Origin of the sequence: Rhizobium sp. TBD182 (assembly GCF_001950375.1) — a bacterium.
GTDB classification, from domain to species: Bacteria; Pseudomonadota; Alphaproteobacteria; order Rhizobiales; family Rhizobiaceae; genus Agrobacterium; species Agrobacterium tumefaciens.
On the sequence record NZ_BDLN01000001.1, the window covers coordinates 1,568,403 to 1,583,131 of the forward strand.

Annotated in this window: 16 protein-coding genes; 8 read left to right on the top strand and 8 right to left on the bottom strand. The window is 58.6% G+C overall.

The window, feature by feature from the left end; genetic code table 11:
• Positions 1-177 precede the first annotated feature (177 nt).
• The 4 genes from T18_RS07855 (at position 178) to T18_RS07870 (ending at position 3,228) form a co-directional block, all read left to right on the top strand.
• Complete coding sequence (locus T18_RS07855; protein WP_038492645.1) at positions 178-738, top strand: isochorismatase family protein; 561 nt, start codon at positions 178-180, stop codon at positions 736-738.
• Positions 738-1,721 carry a GlxA family transcriptional regulator gene (locus tag T18_RS07860; protein ID WP_038489544.1) on the top strand — a complete coding sequence of 328 codons (984 nt, stop codon included), beginning with the start codon at positions 738-740 and terminating at the stop codon, positions 1,719-1,721. The genes T18_RS07855 and T18_RS07860 overlap by 1 nt, the downstream gene beginning before the upstream one ends.
• Before the next feature lie 111 nt (positions 1,722-1,832).
• A complete protein-coding gene (locus T18_RS07865; RefSeq protein WP_038492642.1) occupies positions 1,833-2,783 on the top strand; it encodes an aldo/keto reductase in 951 nt (316 codons plus the stop codon).
• A gap of 1 nt (position 2,784) precedes the next feature.
• Positions 2,785-3,228 carry a GNAT family N-acetyltransferase gene (locus T18_RS07870; protein WP_003514632.1) on the top strand — a complete coding sequence of 148 codons (444 nt, stop codon included), beginning with the start codon at positions 2,785-2,787 and terminating at the stop codon, positions 3,226-3,228.
• Here T18_RS07870 and T18_RS07875 read toward each other — a convergent pair whose 3' ends face one another.
• On the bottom strand, positions 3,229-4,119 hold the full coding sequence (locus tag T18_RS07875; RefSeq protein WP_038489541.1) for a LysR family transcriptional regulator: 891 nt from the start codon (positions 4,117-4,119) through the stop codon (positions 3,229-3,231).
• Positions 4,120-4,236: 117 nt separating this feature from the next.
• Between T18_RS07875 and T18_RS07880 the strand changes: the two genes are divergently transcribed.
• Positions 4,237-5,238: an aldo/keto reductase gene (locus tag T18_RS07880; RefSeq protein WP_013635323.1), complete on the top strand. Its 1,002-nt coding sequence runs from the start codon at positions 4,237-4,239 to the stop codon at positions 5,236-5,238.
• Positions 5,239-5,293: 55 nt separating this feature from the next.
• On the opposite strand, the gene pheT is transcribed toward T18_RS07880, so the two are convergent.
• From pheT to infC, 6 genes are all read right to left on the bottom strand, one after another.
• Positions 5,294-7,717, bottom strand: coding sequence for a phenylalanine--tRNA ligase subunit beta (gene pheT / locus T18_RS07885; protein ID WP_003514627.1), 2,424 nt, complete (start codon positions 7,715-7,717; stop codon positions 5,294-5,296).
• 24 nt (positions 7,718-7,741) lie between these two features.
• On the bottom strand, positions 7,742-8,824 hold the full coding sequence (pheS, locus tag T18_RS07890) for a phenylalanine--tRNA ligase subunit alpha (RefSeq protein WP_003514626.1): 1,083 nt from the start codon (positions 8,822-8,824) through the stop codon (positions 7,742-7,744).
• A complete protein-coding gene (locus tag T18_RS07895; RefSeq protein ID WP_038489538.1) occupies positions 8,817-9,695 on the bottom strand; it encodes a lipopolysaccharide kinase InaA family protein in 879 nt (292 codons plus the stop codon). Before T18_RS07895 ends, pheS begins: the two co-directional genes overlap by 8 nt.
• Before the next feature lie 165 nt (positions 9,696-9,860).
• Positions 9,861-10,265, bottom strand: coding sequence for a 50S ribosomal protein L20 (rplT, locus tag T18_RS07900; RefSeq protein WP_003514622.1), 405 nt, complete (start codon positions 10,263-10,265; stop codon positions 9,861-9,863).
• Between the two features lie 40 nt (positions 10,266-10,305).
• On the bottom strand, positions 10,306-10,509 hold the full coding sequence (gene rpmI, locus T18_RS07905) for a 50S ribosomal protein L35 (RefSeq protein WP_003493355.1): 204 nt from the start codon (positions 10,507-10,509) through the stop codon (positions 10,306-10,308).
• Between the two features lie 194 nt (positions 10,510-10,703).
• Entirely contained in the window at positions 10,704-11,240 is a 537-nt protein-coding gene (infC, locus tag T18_RS07910; RefSeq protein ID WP_060641871.1) for a translation initiation factor IF-3, read from the bottom strand.
• Positions 11,241-11,427: 187 nt separating this feature from the next.
• Between infC and T18_RS07915 the strand changes: the two genes are divergently transcribed.
• Complete coding sequence (locus tag T18_RS07915; protein ID WP_038489533.1) at positions 11,428-12,216, top strand: alpha/beta hydrolase; 789 nt, start codon at positions 11,428-11,430, stop codon at positions 12,214-12,216.
• A gap of 118 nt (positions 12,217-12,334) precedes the next feature.
• Complete coding sequence (locus tag T18_RS07920; protein ID WP_003514617.1) at positions 12,335-12,949, top strand: transglutaminase-like cysteine peptidase; 615 nt, start codon at positions 12,335-12,337, stop codon at positions 12,947-12,949.
• Between the two features lie 63 nt (positions 12,950-13,012).
• Here T18_RS07920 and mbfA read toward each other — a convergent pair whose 3' ends face one another.
• On the bottom strand, positions 13,013-13,975 hold the full coding sequence (mbfA, locus tag T18_RS07925; RefSeq protein WP_038489530.1) for an iron exporter MbfA: 963 nt from the start codon (positions 13,973-13,975) through the stop codon (positions 13,013-13,015).
• A gap of 160 nt (positions 13,976-14,135) precedes the next feature.
• Between mbfA and T18_RS07930 the strand changes: the two genes are divergently transcribed.
• Positions 14,136-14,609 (top strand): group III truncated hemoglobin, encoded by a 474-nt coding sequence (locus T18_RS07930; protein WP_003514613.1) that lies wholly within the window; start codon positions 14,136-14,138, stop codon positions 14,607-14,609.
• The last annotated feature ends 120 nt before the right edge of the window (positions 14,610-14,729 follow it).

The following is a 14,729-nucleotide window of genomic DNA, read 5'->3' on the forward strand; positions in this document are numbered from 1 at the left end:
ATTCTCCCACTCTGTAATTCCGGGAAACTTACCATTGTCGCGACGCCTGGCAAGTCGCACGAAACGTAACTGCAAACGCTATGGCCGGATTCGTCCTTCCTTTGTCGGTTTCCATGCTTTTATCCAGCCGTTCAAAGGAGAATTATGCTATGCATGAACCCAATGGAGAATCATGAAATGTCCTCTTCTCACACAGCACTCCTTGTCATCGACGTTCAGGAATCCTTCCGGCACACCCCCTATTTCGAGGAAAGCGAACTTCCCGCCTATCTGGAAAAACAGCAGGCACTGATCGACGGCGCCAAGGCGTCGGGCATTCCCGTCGTGCAAATCTTTCATGTCGATGGCGACCGGGCCTTTGCAGAAGAGAGCGGCTATATTCGCGCGCTGGAAGGTGTGCGCATTACCCCTGACGTCACCTTTCGCAAGAACCGCCACTCTGCTTTCGCCGGCACCGGCCTCGATATCTGGCTGACGCAAAAGGGTATCAACCGGCTGATCGTATCCGGCATCCGCACCGAACAGTGCTGCGAAACGACCACACGGCATGCATCGGACCTCGGTTACACAGTCGATTACGTCACCGAGGCGACGCTGACCTTTCCAATGACGAACGCCTCGGGCACCGTGTTCAGCCCTGATGATATTCGCACCCGAACCGAGCTGGTGCTGGCCGGTCGCTTTGCGCGCATCGCATCCGTCGGCGACGTTCTCGAAACGGTACGAAAGGCCGCCTGATGGACAATGGCGGCACGCGGACAATTCCCTTTTATACGCTTGTGCCGCCACACGCGCTGTTGCTCGATATTGCCGGCCCGCTGGAGGTGATCCGTTATGCCAACGCGGAACAGCGGGATATCCATTTCGACTGCCGTTACATCGCGGAACATGACCAACAGCAATCCTCCATCGGCCTTGGGCTTTGCGGGCTGGAGGCCTTGCCCGAGAGCCTGCCGGACAATGCTTTCCTGCTGATTTCCGGCAGCATCTCCCGATTCGACAACGCGCCGGAGATGCGACGGGAGCGGCAGGCGCTGGTGGCATGGTTGCGCCGCGCAGTGCGCGCGGACACCACAGTCATTTCCATTTGCTCCGGCGCACTGCTGGCGGGCGAAGCAGGACTTTTCGACGGGCGGAGCTGTACGACACATGCGGATTGCATCGAAGCGCTGCGCCGCACCGCACCGCTGTCGCAGGTGGCCGAAAACCGTCTTTTCGTGGAGGATGGCAACCGCTTCTCCAGCGCCGGTATTTCCACCGGCACCGACCTCATGCTGCATGTCGTTTCCCGACTGACATCGCCTGCGGTCGCGGCGCGCATTGCCAAAAATATGGTCGTTTATCTCAGGCGCAGCGGCAGTGATCCGCAAATCTCCCCCTGGCTTACCGGCCGCAACCACATTCACCCCGCCATTCACCGGGTGCAGGACCGGGTGATGACTGAACCGGCTCAGGACTGGTCGCTGGAACGGCTGGCCGATATTGCCGCACTGAGCGAGAGGCACCTGTCCCGCCTGTTTCGCGAGCATACCGGCATCAGCGTCATCGACTACGTCAACCTGATGCGTGTCAATCTTGCCCGCGACATCCTTGCAAACAGCCGTCTGGATATGGAAGCCATTGCCGAGCGGGCGGGCTTTGCCTCCGCCCGGCATTTGCGGCGCGTGTGGCAACAGCACAATCACCTCCCGCCCAGCCACTATCGCGGCTTTCAGGCCTGATCTCACCCGCTTTTGCCCGTTGCCTGATGAATGCCATCAAAGGAATTGAATGGTTATGCCGGCAAGCAGTTGATAACCTTGCCGCCAAAGACAGCAACAGGAGCATTCCCCGTGGAAAAACGAAGCCTTGGCCGCACCGGCCTCTCCATCGCCCCGATCGTCTTCGGCGGCAACGTGTTCGGCTGGACAGCGGACGAGAAGACTTCCTTTGCCCTGCTCGATGCATTTTTCGACGCCGGGTTCAACGCCATCGACACGGCAGACGTCTATTCCGCCTGGGTGGACGGGCATGAGGGCGGCGAGTCGGAAGCCATCATCGGAAAATGGCTGAAACAGTCGAGCGTCAAGCGTGAGGACGCGGTGATCGTTACCAAGGTCGGTTTCGACAATCGCGGTCAGAAGACAGGCCTCAGCGCCAAATGGATCGCAGAGGCTGTCGACGCCTCGCTGAAGCGGCTGCAAACCGACTATATCGATCTCTACCTCGCCCATAAGCCGGACGCGGATGTGCCGCTGGAGGAAACGCTTGCAGCCTTTGCAAAGCTGAAGGAACAGGGAAAGATACGCGCCATCGGGTGCTCCAACTATTCGGTGAGCCAGCTTCAGGAAGCGCTGGACACGGCCGCGAAGAACGATCTGCCCCGTTACGATGTGCTGCAGCCGGAATATAATCTCTACAACCGTGCGGATTTCGAAGGCCCGCTTGCCGATCTTTGCGTCGCCCAGGAAATTGGTGTCATCAATTATTATAGCCTCGCGGCCGGGTTCCTCACCGGGAAATATCGCGCCAAGGCGGATACCGAAGGCGTCGCCCGCAGCTACCGGGTGGGTGAATATGTCAACGCCCGCGGCCTTGCCGTTCTGGGCGCCATGGATGCGGTTGCCGTGGAAACCGGAGCCAAGCTTGCCGATATCGCGCTGGCGTGGCTATTGCGGAAGAAGGCCGTGACGGCACCGATTGCCAGCGCCACCAGCCTGTCGCAACTCGAAAGCTTCAAACGCGCCGTCAATCTCAAGCTGACGGATGAGATGATGACGCTGCTCGACAAGGCGGGCGCGTGACATGGATCTTGTAATTCGCGACGCGGAGCCGGAAGACCGGGCAGAATGGCTGCGCCTGTGGAACGACTATCTCGCCTTCTATAACGTACACCTTGCCGAGGAAGTTACGGACCATACATGGGCGCGTATCCTCGATCCGGCATCACGCGTTTCCATGCGCGTGGCTCTTCTGGGCGACAGGATGGCCGGTTTCGCCATCCATCACTTCCATGATTCCACCTGGGTGAAAACGCCGGACTGCTATCTGGAAGACCTGTTCGTTGACGGCGCGATCCGTGGCAAGGGAACAGGCCGGGCGCTGATGGATGACCTCATTGCCATATGCAAGGAAAAGGGCTGGTCCCGGCTTTACTGGAACACGGACGAGCACAATCACCGTGCTCAGAAGCTTTACGACAGCTACGTCAAAAGCGACGGCCATATCCGCTATCGCATCAAGTTCTGATCACCCTCTGAAGCGGAAGAAATCCACGAAAGCCCTTAGCGCCGGGCGCATCTGCCGGCGCGAGGGGTAATAGATATAAAAACCATCAAAGGGCGCGCACCAGTCCTCCAGCACCCGGACCAGCCTGCCTTCCTTGATGTCGTCGTCTACGCGCTGTTCGAAAACGAAAGCCAGACCCGCGCCGTCGATCGCCGCCCGGCGAATAAGGCTCTGGTCCGACAGGATGAGCGGCCCCTGCACATCGACCACCAAAGGTCTGCCGTCCTTTTCCAGCTCCCAGCGGTAGAGCAGACCACTGGAGAAGCGACGGAGAATACAGCGATGCCGCATCAAATCCCTCGGCTCACGGGGCGGCAGATTTTCTTCGAAATAGGTGGGCGCGCCGACAATCGCGCCACGCCATGGGCCGCTCGCCTTCACGGCAATCATATCCGCTTCAAGATTCTCGCCGAGCCGCAGGCCGGCATCAAAACCTTTCGCGACGATATCCTCGAAGCGGTCATCGGTCGAAATCTCCAGCGAGATATCTGGATATAGCCGCAGGAACTCGCCAAGCCGGGGCATGATCAGGTCTTCCGCCGCAAGTCTCGGCAGGGTTATCCGCAATGGTCCGGCCGGCCTTCCGCCATGCTCGGCAAGCGTATCGATGACAGCATCAATTTCAGCAAGGGCCGGCCCAAGCGTCTCGAGAAGCCGCCTGCCCTCCTCTGTCGGCGAAACGCTGCGGGTGGTACGATGCAGCAGGCGCAGGCCAAGGCTCGCTTCGAGCGACGATACTGCATGGCTGACGGCGGAAGGCGCAATGGCAAGTTCGGCGGCAGCTTTACGAAAGCTGCGGCCTTCGGCAACGGCAGCGAGGACAGCGAGTTGAGAGAGTTGCACACGGTTCATTGTTCTAAATAATAGAACAACCCGCATCGATTTGCAGCGATTATTTTTGCCGTCTTAGGGCGCTATCTTCTCATCACGCCCCTGACAACGGGCGGTTCCTCATGGAAGGACGAACAGATGAAAAAAAGAACTCTCGGAAACAACCTTTCCGTTTCGGCGCTTGGCCTCGGCTGCATGGGCATGACCCATGCCTATAGCCCGACCGGCGACGAAAATAGTGCAATAGCGACGCTGCACCGCGCCGTCGAACTCGGTGTCACTTTTTTTGACACGGCAGAGGTCTATGGGCCCTACAACAACGAAATCCTCGTCGGCAAGGGTTTGAAGCCCTATCGCGACAAGGTGGTCATTGCTACCAAGTTCGGTTTCAAAATCGACGCCAGCAAACCCGCAGGCCAGATGATGGTGGGTACCGACAGCCGCCCGGAAAATGTGCGCGCCGTCGCCGAAGCCTCTCTCAAACGCCTAGGCGTCGACACCATCGACTTGTTCTACCAGCATCGCGTCGATCCGGATGTTCCAATCGAAGATACGGTCGGCGCCATGGCGGAACTGGTCCGGCAGGGCAAGGTGAAACATCTAGGCCTTTCGGAAGCGAGTGCCGAAACACTTCGCAAGGCGCATTCCACTCACCCGATCGCTGCCATACAGAGCGAATATTCGTTGTGGACCCGCGATGTGGAGGAAAACGGCGTGCTGGAAACATGCCGCGAACTCGGTATCGGTTTCGTCCCCTTCAGCCCGCTCGGGCGTGGTGCCCTGACGGGCGCGCTGAAGTCGCTCGACGGACTTGCATCCGACGATTTCCGCCGCGGCCTGCCGCGCTTCCAAAGTGAAAACTTCGATGCCAATCTGGCGCTCATCAAGCTTCTGGAAGATATGGCTGCCGAAAAGGGTGTTACCGCCGGGCAACTGGCGCTGGCCTGGGTGCTGGCGCAGGGTGACTTTATCGTTCCGATCCCCGGTACGACGAAAATCGCCAATCTTGAGACAAACGTGGCAGCAGCAGATGTATCGCTGACGGCAGAAGAGGTCGCCAGCCTTGGCGCGTTGCTTTCTCCAGCAAAGGTTGCCGGCCAACGATATCCCGAGCGTATGTCCCAGATGGCGAACCGCTAAAAACAAAAAAGCCGAGGCGACTGCCTCGGCTTTTTCAATTCATGGAAACAGAGCTTTACGCTCTCAGCACGCCGCCCGTCGATTTCTCGACATTACCGACGATCTTTGCGGTCAGCGCCTCGAAATCCTCGTCCGTCAGCGTCTTGTCGACCGGCTGGATCTGAACTTCAATGGCGATGGACTTGCGGCTTTCGCCAAGCGATGCACCTTCGAAGACGTCAAAGACATTGACGCCGGTGATCAGCTTGCGATCAGCGCTTGTTGCAGCCTTGATGATGGCCCCTGCCTCGACCGACTTGTCGACCACGAAGGCGAAGTCGCGCTTGACCGCCTGGAAGGGCGAAAGCTCAAGGGCCGGCTTTGTGCGGGTCGCCTTCTTCTTCGGCTCCGGCATGGCGTCGAGATAGATCTCGAAACCGCTATAGACACCGGAAACATCCAGCTCTGACAGAGTCTTCGGGTGGAATTCACCGAAATAGCCGAGCACGACCTTCGGACCCATCTTGATGGTGCCGGAGCGGCCAGGGTGATACCAGCCGGGAGCGCCGGCCTCGATCTGCACATTGGCCATCGGCAGGCCGCAGGCTTCAAGCACCGAAAGCGCATCGGCCTTGGCGTCATAGACATCCACCGGCTTGCCGCCGCCCTTTGTGGCATTGGACCACATGCGGCCGCTGCCTGCGAGCGAGGCCGTGCCACGGCGTACACCGCCGGCAACACGGCGCTGGGTGTCCGGCGTGTCGCCCTCATAGGTGCCGGAGACCTCGAAGATTGCCACATCGCCATGGCCCTTGTCGGCATTGCGCTGTGCTGCGGTCAGAAGGCCCGGCAGAAGCGAAGGACGCATATCCGACATATCGGCCGCGATGGGGTTGGCCAGTTTCAGAGCAGGCGAACCGCCACCGAAAAGCTTCGCGTGAGCTTCCGGGATGAAGGACCACGTGACGGCCTCCAGCATGCCACGGCTGGCAAGCGCACGGCGCGCGGTGCGGGTGCGCACCTGCAGCGTCGTCAAGATGCGGCCGTTGACGGCACCGAAGCTCTCCAGCGGTTCCGGCTTGATGTTGTCGACGCCATGAATGCGCATGACCTCTTCCACCAGATCGGCCTTGCCGTCGACATCCGGGCGCCAGGACGGCACGGTGACGGAAACACGCTCGCCCGTTCCCTCGATGCCGAAACCGAGACCCTTGAGAATGGCCAGGCTTTCTTCCGCCGAAACTTCTAGACCGGTCAGACGCTTCACTTCCGAGAGCGGAAAATCAACGACCTTGGGCTGATGCCCCTTGTAACCGACGACCTTGGCTTCGCCGGCAACGCCGCCGCAGAGTTCCAGAACCAGTTCAGTGGTGCGTTCCAGACCCGGAACCATATATTCCGGATCGACGCCGCGCTCGAAGCGATAACGGGCATCGGTGATGATGCCGAGCGAACGGCCGGTCTTGGCGATGTTGATCGGATCCCAGAGAGCGGACTCGATCAACACGTCAACGGTGTTTTCATCACAGCCGGAGTGTTCACCGCCCATGACGCCGCCGATGGACTCGAGGCCCTTTTCGTCGGCGATGACGACATTGTTCGGGCCGAGCTTGTATTCGCGCTGATCAAGCGCGAGGATCGTCTCACCCTCTTTCGCACGGCGGACCGTCAGATCGCCTTTGACCTTGGCGGCATCGAAGACGTGCATCGGCCGGCCCTGATCGAAGGTCATGTAGTTGGTGATGTCCACGAGCGCATTGATGGGACGCAGGCCGATCGCCATCAGACGCTGCTGCATCCACTTCGGGCTCGGGCCGTTCTTCACACCGCGCACGATGCGCAGCGAAAAGCCGGGGCAGAGCGCCGCGTCATCCAGCTCCAGCTTCACGTCGACCGGGGTTGAGCCTTCGACCTTGAAGGACGGCGCTGGCTTGGTCTTGAGCTTGCCGAGACCGGAAGCGGCGAGATCGCGGGCGATGCCATAGATCGAGGTGCAATCCGGGCGGTTTGGCGTCAGATTGATCTCGATGACCGGATCGTCAAGTCCGGCATAGGTCGCGAAAGAAGTGCCGACCGGCGCGTCTTCCGGCAGATCGATGATGCCGTCGTGATCGTCGGAAATGTTCAGCTCTTTTTCGGAGCACATCATGCCGTGGCTTTCAACACCGCGTATCTTGCCGACGGCAAGCGTGACATCGATGCCCGGCACGTAAACGCCAGGACGCGCCAGCGCACCGACAAGGCCGGCGCGCGCATTCGGTGCGCCGCAGACGATCTGCACCGGCTTGCCGTCACCGGCATCCACCATCAACACCTTGAGGCGGTCGGCCTCGGGATGTTTTTCGGCGGAGACGACCTTGGCAATGACGAAAGGCTTATAGGCCGCCTTGTCGTCGACGTCCTCGACCTCAAGCCCGATTGCCGTCAACCGTTCGCAAATCTCGTCCAGCGTCGCATCCGTTTCTAGATGCTCTTTCAGCCAGGAAAGAGTGAATTTCATGTCTTTGCTCCTTGGCTAACCGGATTAAACGCTCAAACCGCCGAACAGCGTCGGCATGTCGAGCGGGCGGAAGCCGTAGTGGTTCATCCAGCGGACATCGGCGTTGAAGAAGTCACGCAGGTCCGGCATGCCGTATTTCAGCATGGCGATGCGGTCGAGGCCCATGCCCCAGGCAAAGCCCTGATATTCATCCGGGTCCAGACCGCCGGCGCGCAGCACATTCGGGTGCACCATGCCGCAGCCAAGGATTTCCATCCAGTCGTTGCCTTCGCCGAACTTGACGATCGGGCCGGAGCGGTCGCACTGAATATCCACCTCGAAGCTCGGCTCCGTGAAGGGGAAGAACGACGGGCGGAAGCGCATGACAACGCTATCCACCTCAAAGAAGGTCTTGCAGAACTCTTCAAGTACCCAGCGCAGATTGCCAACATGGGCCTTCTTGTCGATCACCAGACCTTCCACCTGATGGAACATCGGCGAATGGGTGGCATCGGAATCCTGACGATAGGTCTTGCCCGGAATGACGATGCGGATCGGCGGCTTCTGGCTTTCCATGGTGCGGATCTGCACCGGCGAGGTGTGCGTGCGCAGCACCTTGCGCTCGCCGTTTTCATCCGGCTGGAAGAAGAAGGTGTCATGCATTTCGCGGGCCGGATGGCCTTCAGGGAAATTCAGCGCCGTGAAGTTGTAATAGTCCGTTTCGATATCCGGACCTTCGGCGATCGAGAAGCCCATATCCGCAAAGATCGCGGTGATTTCATCGACGATCTGGCTGATCGGATGAATGCGGCCGCGCTCGGTCGGGGACTGGCGGACCGGCAGGCTGACATCAAGCGTTTCCGCCTTCAGGCGGGCGGCAATCGCGGCATCTTTCAGGCCACTCTTGCGTTCACCGATCAGGTCGGTGATTTCGGTCTTGAGCTGGTTGATGGCAGCGCCCCGGGTCTGGCGCTCTTCCGGCGTCATCGACCCCAGCGTCTTCAGAAGCTCCGAAACCGAGCCCTTCTTGCCAAGCGCGGAGACGCGCACGGCTTCGATGGCCGGCTCATCAGCGGCGGCGGCGATCTCCGACATCAGTTGCGATTTCAAGGTATCAAGTTCAGTCATCTTTTCCTGCCTTGCCGGTATTTTTAACAGCGGCTTCGGGGTTCACAGCATTCATCAGATAGTCGGTCGCCATGATAAAGCGTCGCAGATCACTACCCATCCGCACGCGCCCGATCAACCGGGCAAGCGGTAAAAATCGCCCCAGAATGCCGATCAGACGGCACAATTCTTCAAGCGCCCGCGGCGGGGCGTTTTCACGCCAGCGGGCAAAGGCGGCGTCGCAGGTTTTCGGCGCATCGCAGGCGCGGGTCGCGACCTGCAAAAACAGCAGCCAGATATCGCGCGCCTGCGCCGTCTCCAGCGGCATGACCTCCTGCGGGCGCTCCTCGAAATCCATGAAACCGATACGGTCGTCTTTTAAAAAGAAGTCACGCACATGCGGGCGGCCGTGGCAGAGACCCGCCGCATGCAACTCGCCAAGCGCTTCTGCGGATTTCACAAGCAAGGCGTCATGTTGCACCGGATCGGACGCCTTTAGCGCATCCATCCGCTCCATGAGCGTCGGGCCGACATCTCCCAACACCATTGCTGTGCGCGACGAGTAGATCAGCGGCGGAACCGGGAAACCGCCTTGCTGGAACTGCTGCAACGTTTCCAGCTCTCGCTGCATGAGGCCGGCGCCGTCCAGCGGTTCAGAAGGGCGAAGAAAAGCATAAGGCAGAAGTTTTGACAGCAGCTTCTGCATTTTCATCCACCAGGTCACACGTTCCGTGCCCTGCCGTTTGATCCACACCGTCAATTGCGAGAGCTCGACCTTTTGAATGCGCCGGTCACTTTTCAGGAGGACGCGCATCAGGGTTGCGATGTCGTCATCGTCGAGATGAACGCGAAAGCCTTCTGCTTCCACAACCTCAATTTTATTGACCAGCATTTCCGTCCACCAAGGATTTCGCTTCAAACGGCGTGAATACTCCAACTCTTCTAAATTTCTAAATTAAAAAACGCCGATAGAGCTGTATCAGAAACTGAAAACAAAAAACCCGCGCCGGAGGACCGGCGCGGGTTTCAAATGAACAACAGATTGTCCGCGCCGTAATTACTTTACAGCGGTTTCAAACTCGTTGGTCGTACCAGCTTCCTTGAGGTACTCAAGAGCCTTCTTCGCGGTCTCGACGAGCACGCCGAATGCTGCCGGCTCATGGATAGCCATGTCGGACAGAACCTTGCGGTCAACTTCGATGCCAGCCTTGTTCAGGCCGTCGATGAAGCGGCCGTAGGTCAGGCCGAATTCGCGAACAGCAGCGTTGATACGCTGGATCCACAGAGCGCGGAAGTTGCGCTTGTTGACCTTGCGGTCGCGGTAAGCGTACTGCTTGGAACGATCCACAGCAGCCTTTGCTGCGCGGATGGTGTTCTTGCGGCGGCCGTAGAAGCCCTTGGCTGCCTTGAGTGTCTTGGTGTGCTTGGCGCGGGAAGTTACGCCACGTTTTACGCGTGCCATGTCATGATCTCCTTAAAGTGTCCAAAAGTGCGGAAAAGTCTCAGAGACCGTTCGGCAGGTAGTTCTTGACGACTTTTTTGCCGTCAGCTTCGGCGAGAACCATGGTTCCACGCGCGTCGCGAATGAACTTGTTGGTACGCTTGATCATGCCGTGGCGCTTACCGGCGGCGGCTGCAACAACCTTGCCGGTGGCGGTGATCTTGAACCGCTTTTTTGCAGCGGACTTCGTCTTCATCTTGGGCATTTTGCTACTCCGTGTTTTTGTATCGAAACAGGCAGACGAGGCCTATTTCAAGCTATTCAGGAACGGCCTCGGCATGCCCTGCCGGACCGTTCGGACGCGCGCTTATAACCGCAGTCGGTTAAAAGCGCAACGGGGAATACGAACTTCCCCTTGCGGTGGTGCTTCATGCCGCCCGGGCGGCGTGCGCGAAAGAGTTATTTCGGCGCGAGAACCATCATCATCTGACGGCCTTCCAGCTTCGGCTCGGCTTCAACCTTGGCAATCGCCTGGGTATCTTCCTTCACCTGCAGGAGAAGCTTCATGCCGAGTTCCTGGTGGGCCATTTCGCGGCCGCGGAACTTCAGCGTCACCTTCACCTTGTCACCTTCGTCAAAGAAACGGTTCATCGCCTTCATCTTCACGTCATAGTCATGCGTGTCGATGTTGGGGCGCATCTTGATTTCCTTGACCTCGACGATCTTCTGTTTCTTGCGCGCTTCAGCGGCTTTTTTCTGGGTCGAGTATTTAAGCTTGCCGAGATCGAGGATCTTGCATACCGGCGGTTCAGCGTTCGGCGAAATCTCAACGAGATCGAGACCGGCATCCTCCGCCATTTTCAAAGCCTGGTCCGTCGGCATGCTACCGAGGTTCTGGCCCTCTTCATCAATAAGCTGAACTCTGGGAACCCGGATTTCCCGGTTGGAGCGCGGGCCCTCCTTGACGGGGGCATCGGCTTTGAAAGGTCTGCGAATGGTCGTATTCTCCTGATCTGTTTCTGGATCACATCGGCAAAAAACAGCTTGTTTGGTACAAGCGGCGGAAATGTCGTTATTGCCGTGGCGAAGTCAATAGCATATCTGCCCGAAAAGATCACCTGTTGTCACGGTTTTTGCAAATACGCCGCCTTTGTTGCGCGAAATTCAGGAGAATTGCATATACATGACAGAACAAGCCGCTGAATTCCTGCGTGTAGGCATGGGCGACGACGCCCGCGACATCGCCGTCCTTCATCGCCCGGCAACTTCACGAGAAGATGCATCCACGCTCGTCTGGCTCGGCGGTTACCGTTCCGACATGACGGGAACCAAGGCGGTGGAACTCGACCGCTTTGCAGCGGAAAACGGCATTGCCTGCCTGCGGCTCGATTATTCCGGGCACGGCGCTTCCGGCGGTGACTTCCAAAAAGGCACGATTTCAAGATGGCTGGAAGAGGCACTTGCCGTCGTGCGCGAAAAGGCGCCATCGCGCGTCGTCCTTATCGGTTCGTCGATGGGTGGATGGATCGCGCTGCGCATGGTCGAGGAACTGCGCAAGGCTGGCGGCACGCCGTCCGTCGCTGGTCTGGTCCTCATTGCGCCAGCCCCCGATTTCACGGCGGACCTGATAGAGCCGAGCCTCACGGATGCGGAAAAACGGTCGCTTGAAGACAAGGGTTATTTCGAGGAACATTCGGAATACAGCCCCGAGCCGAACATCTTTACGCGCGCGCTGATGGAAGACGGGCAGCAGAACCGCGTCCTCACCGGCATCATTACCACGGGCTGCCCGGTTCACATCCTGCAGGGAATGCGCGATCCCGATGTTCCCTATCAGCATGCGCTGAAGCTCCTCGAACATCTTCCTGCCGACGACGTCGTCTTGACGCTGATCCGGGATGGCGACCACCGGCTGTCCCGGCCGCAGGATATCGACAGGATGCTGGCTGCCGTCAAAGCCCTTGCAACATAGGCATTTGCGCAACGATCTTAACCATATTTAACGAGTCTTGCGCGCCGCCGATGGCTAGTGATTGACTCCTGCCCCCCAACCCTCTTAACTTTTCATTAAGAATTAAGGGACGGGTTTCATGATGAACGCACCGCTGGCGCGTGCGCTGCTGTTTGCAGTTGCCGCCGGGCTATTGACTGCTGCCTCCGCCGTGGCGGAAACCAAGGGAAGCCCTTCCATGGTGACGGGCGGGATCACATCCCAGCCGATCGGCCATTATGAGTTCTGTCAGAAATACGCGAGCGAGTGCAACATTCGAAGCAAGCTGACGCCGCCACCACGCGTCACCGAGTATGGCTGGGGTGTGGTTCGCGAGATCAACACATCCGTCAACACCTCAATCGTCGCCATGACCGACATGGAAATCTACGGCAAAGAAGAAGTCTGGGAATATCCCACGACCGCTGGCGATTGTGAGGACTTCGTGCTGCTGAAGCGCAAGAAGCTGATCGAGCGTGGGTTTTCCGTTGCTGACCTGCTAATCACTGTCGTGCGCAAGCCTGATGGCGAGGGCCATGCCGTGCTGACGCTCCGCACCACCGATGGCGATTATATTCTCGACAATCTCACCGACGACGTGAAGCTCTGGACCGACACCAACTACACTTATCTGAAGCGGCAGGCGTCCTTCAATTCGGGCCGCTGGGTTTCCATCGAGGATGGCCGCGACGTTCTGGTCGGCGCATTGCGCTGATCGACAGATATTATAGGCTCAATGCAGAAAGCCCGCAGCAAACGCTGCGGGCTTTCTTATTCACTAGGCGTTGCCGATGATGATACCGGCGGCCAGCACCAGCGAACCGCCGAGCACTACCTGAAACACTGCCCGCAGGAACGGCGTTTCCATGAAGCGGTTCTGAATAAAGGCGATGGCCCAGAGTTCCACGAAGACGACGACCGCGGCGATGGCCGTTGCTGTCCAGAAATGCGGAATGAGATAGGGCAGCGCATGGCCAAGGCCACCAACGGCCGTCATGATGCCTGAGGCGAGACCGCGCTTTACCGGAGAGCCACGACCGGAAAGCTTGCCATCATCATGGGCCGCCTCGGTGAAGCCCATGGAAATACCCGCGCCAACGGAGGCCGAAAGGCCGATCAGGAAGGTTTGCCACGTATCCTGGGTGGCGAAGGCGGCTGCGAAGATCGGCGCCAGCGTCGATACGGAACCATCCATCAGTCCCGCAAGACCCGGCTGCACAAAGGTCAGAAGAAATTGCCGCTTTGCGGTTTCCTCCTCTTCTGTCTTGCCGTTTTCGTCGAGATGTTTCTCTTCCAGCATCTGCGCGATGTCTTCGTGACCACGCTCCGCCTCGGCCAGATCGCCGAGCAGCTTGCGGGTCGAGGCATCGCTGGTGCGCTTGACAGCCTCATCGTAAAAACGGATCGCCTGGGCCTCCATCAATTCCGCCTGCGCACGAATTTTGTCAAGCGACAGGTTCTTCACCAGCCAGTCCGGCGTGCGCTCGTAAAAGCCACGCACATGCTCACGGCGGATCAGGGGGATCGTTTCCCCAAATCGCCTGCGGTGCATGTCGATCAGCACGTTTCGATGCTGCTGCTCAACCTCGGCCATATCATCGAAGATTTTTGCGGATTGCGGATATTGCGCGCGCAGATGATCGGCATAGGAGCGGTAGATGCGGGAATCGTCTTCTTCGGACGAGATGGCAAGTGCGAGGATTTCCTGTTCGCCAAGCGAGGAGAACGGGCGTTTGGACAGGGAAAAAGACTGCGGAACATGGCTGGAACCTCTTTAGAATAATTCTAAATACATCCTGATCACGTCACAATCAAGCCTTTTAGAATTATTCTAATATGCCAAAGGGTCGCATTGCGGAGTGTCGAAGAGCCACGTAGGTTCTGCCGCAAAAGGAAGCACAATGCAGGACCAGATCGCGGCAAAGGCCGCCCACAACGCGGAAATTCAGAACAGGGCGGAAAAGGCCATGGCGGCTATCGGCATCGACGCCGGTTTCGTCGACCTGCTGGTCGAGACATTTTACGGCCGCGTTCTGGAACATCCCACGCTGGGCCCTGTCTTCAATGCGCGGCTTTCCGGGCGCTGGCCGGAGCATATGGCCAGGATGAAACAGTTCTGGGCCGCCGTCGCCTTCAAGAATGGCGGCTACGGCGGCAAGCCGGTGCAGGCGCATCTTGGCGTAAAAGGCATGTCGGCGGAACTGTTCCCGCAATGGCTGGCGCTTTTTTCGGCCACCCTTGACGATATCGCGCCGAGCCCACAAGCCCATAGCTGGTTCATGGAAACTGCGGAACGTATCGCAAAAAGCCTGACGCTTTCGCTGTTTTATAATCCTGCAATGGATGATCCGGCGTTAAAACGCATGCATCCGTAGCCCCATCCGGGCGATGATAGCAGGCCCGGCAAGTTCAAATATTCCCCTTGATGGCCGCAAGGATAAATGTTTAGTAGCCAGTGGGAGGCGTACCGTACGGTTCGCCTGTAATATGCAGAC

Bases quoted from the DNA above. Each gene is read 5' to 3' on its own strand.
- T18_RS07855 (WP_038492645.1), top strand. From the start codon at position 178: ATGTCCTCTTCTCACACAGCACTCCTTGTCATCGACGTTCAGGAATCC.
- T18_RS07860 (WP_038489544.1), top strand. From the start codon at position 738: ATGGACAATGGCGGCACGCGGACAATTCCCTTTTATACGCTTGTGCCG.
- T18_RS07870 (WP_003514632.1), top strand. From the start codon at position 2,785: ATGGATCTTGTAATTCGCGACGCGGAGCCGGAAGACCGGGCAGAATGG.
- T18_RS07875 (WP_038489541.1), bottom strand. From the start codon at position 4,119: ATGAACCGTGTGCAACTCTCTCAACTCGCTGTCCTCGCTGCCGTTGCC.
- T18_RS07880 (WP_013635323.1), top strand. From the start codon at position 4,237: ATGAAAAAAAGAACTCTCGGAAACAACCTTTCCGTTTCGGCGCTTGGC.
- pheT (WP_003514627.1), bottom strand. From the start codon at position 7,717: ATGAAATTCACTCTTTCCTGGCTGAAAGAGCATCTAGAAACGGATGCG.
- pheS (WP_003514626.1), bottom strand. From the start codon at position 8,824: ATGACTGAACTTGATACCTTGAAATCGCAACTGATGTCGGAGATCGCC.
- T18_RS07895 (WP_038489538.1), bottom strand. From the start codon at position 9,695: ATGCTGGTCAATAAAATTGAGGTTGTGGAAGCAGAAGGCTTTCGCGTT.
- rplT (WP_003514622.1), bottom strand. From the start codon at position 10,265: ATGGCACGCGTAAAACGTGGCGTAACTTCCCGCGCCAAGCACACCAAG.
- rpmI (WP_003493355.1), bottom strand. From the start codon at position 10,509: ATGCCCAAGATGAAGACGAAGTCCGCTGCAAAAAAGCGGTTCAAGATC.
- T18_RS07915 (WP_038489533.1), top strand. From the start codon at position 11,428: ATGACAGAACAAGCCGCTGAATTCCTGCGTGTAGGCATGGGCGACGAC.
- T18_RS07920 (WP_003514617.1), top strand. From the start codon at position 12,335: ATGATGAACGCACCGCTGGCGCGTGCGCTGCTGTTTGCAGTTGCCGCC.
- T18_RS07930 (WP_003514613.1), top strand. From the start codon at position 14,136: ATGCAGGACCAGATCGCGGCAAAGGCCGCCCACAACGCGGAAATTCAG.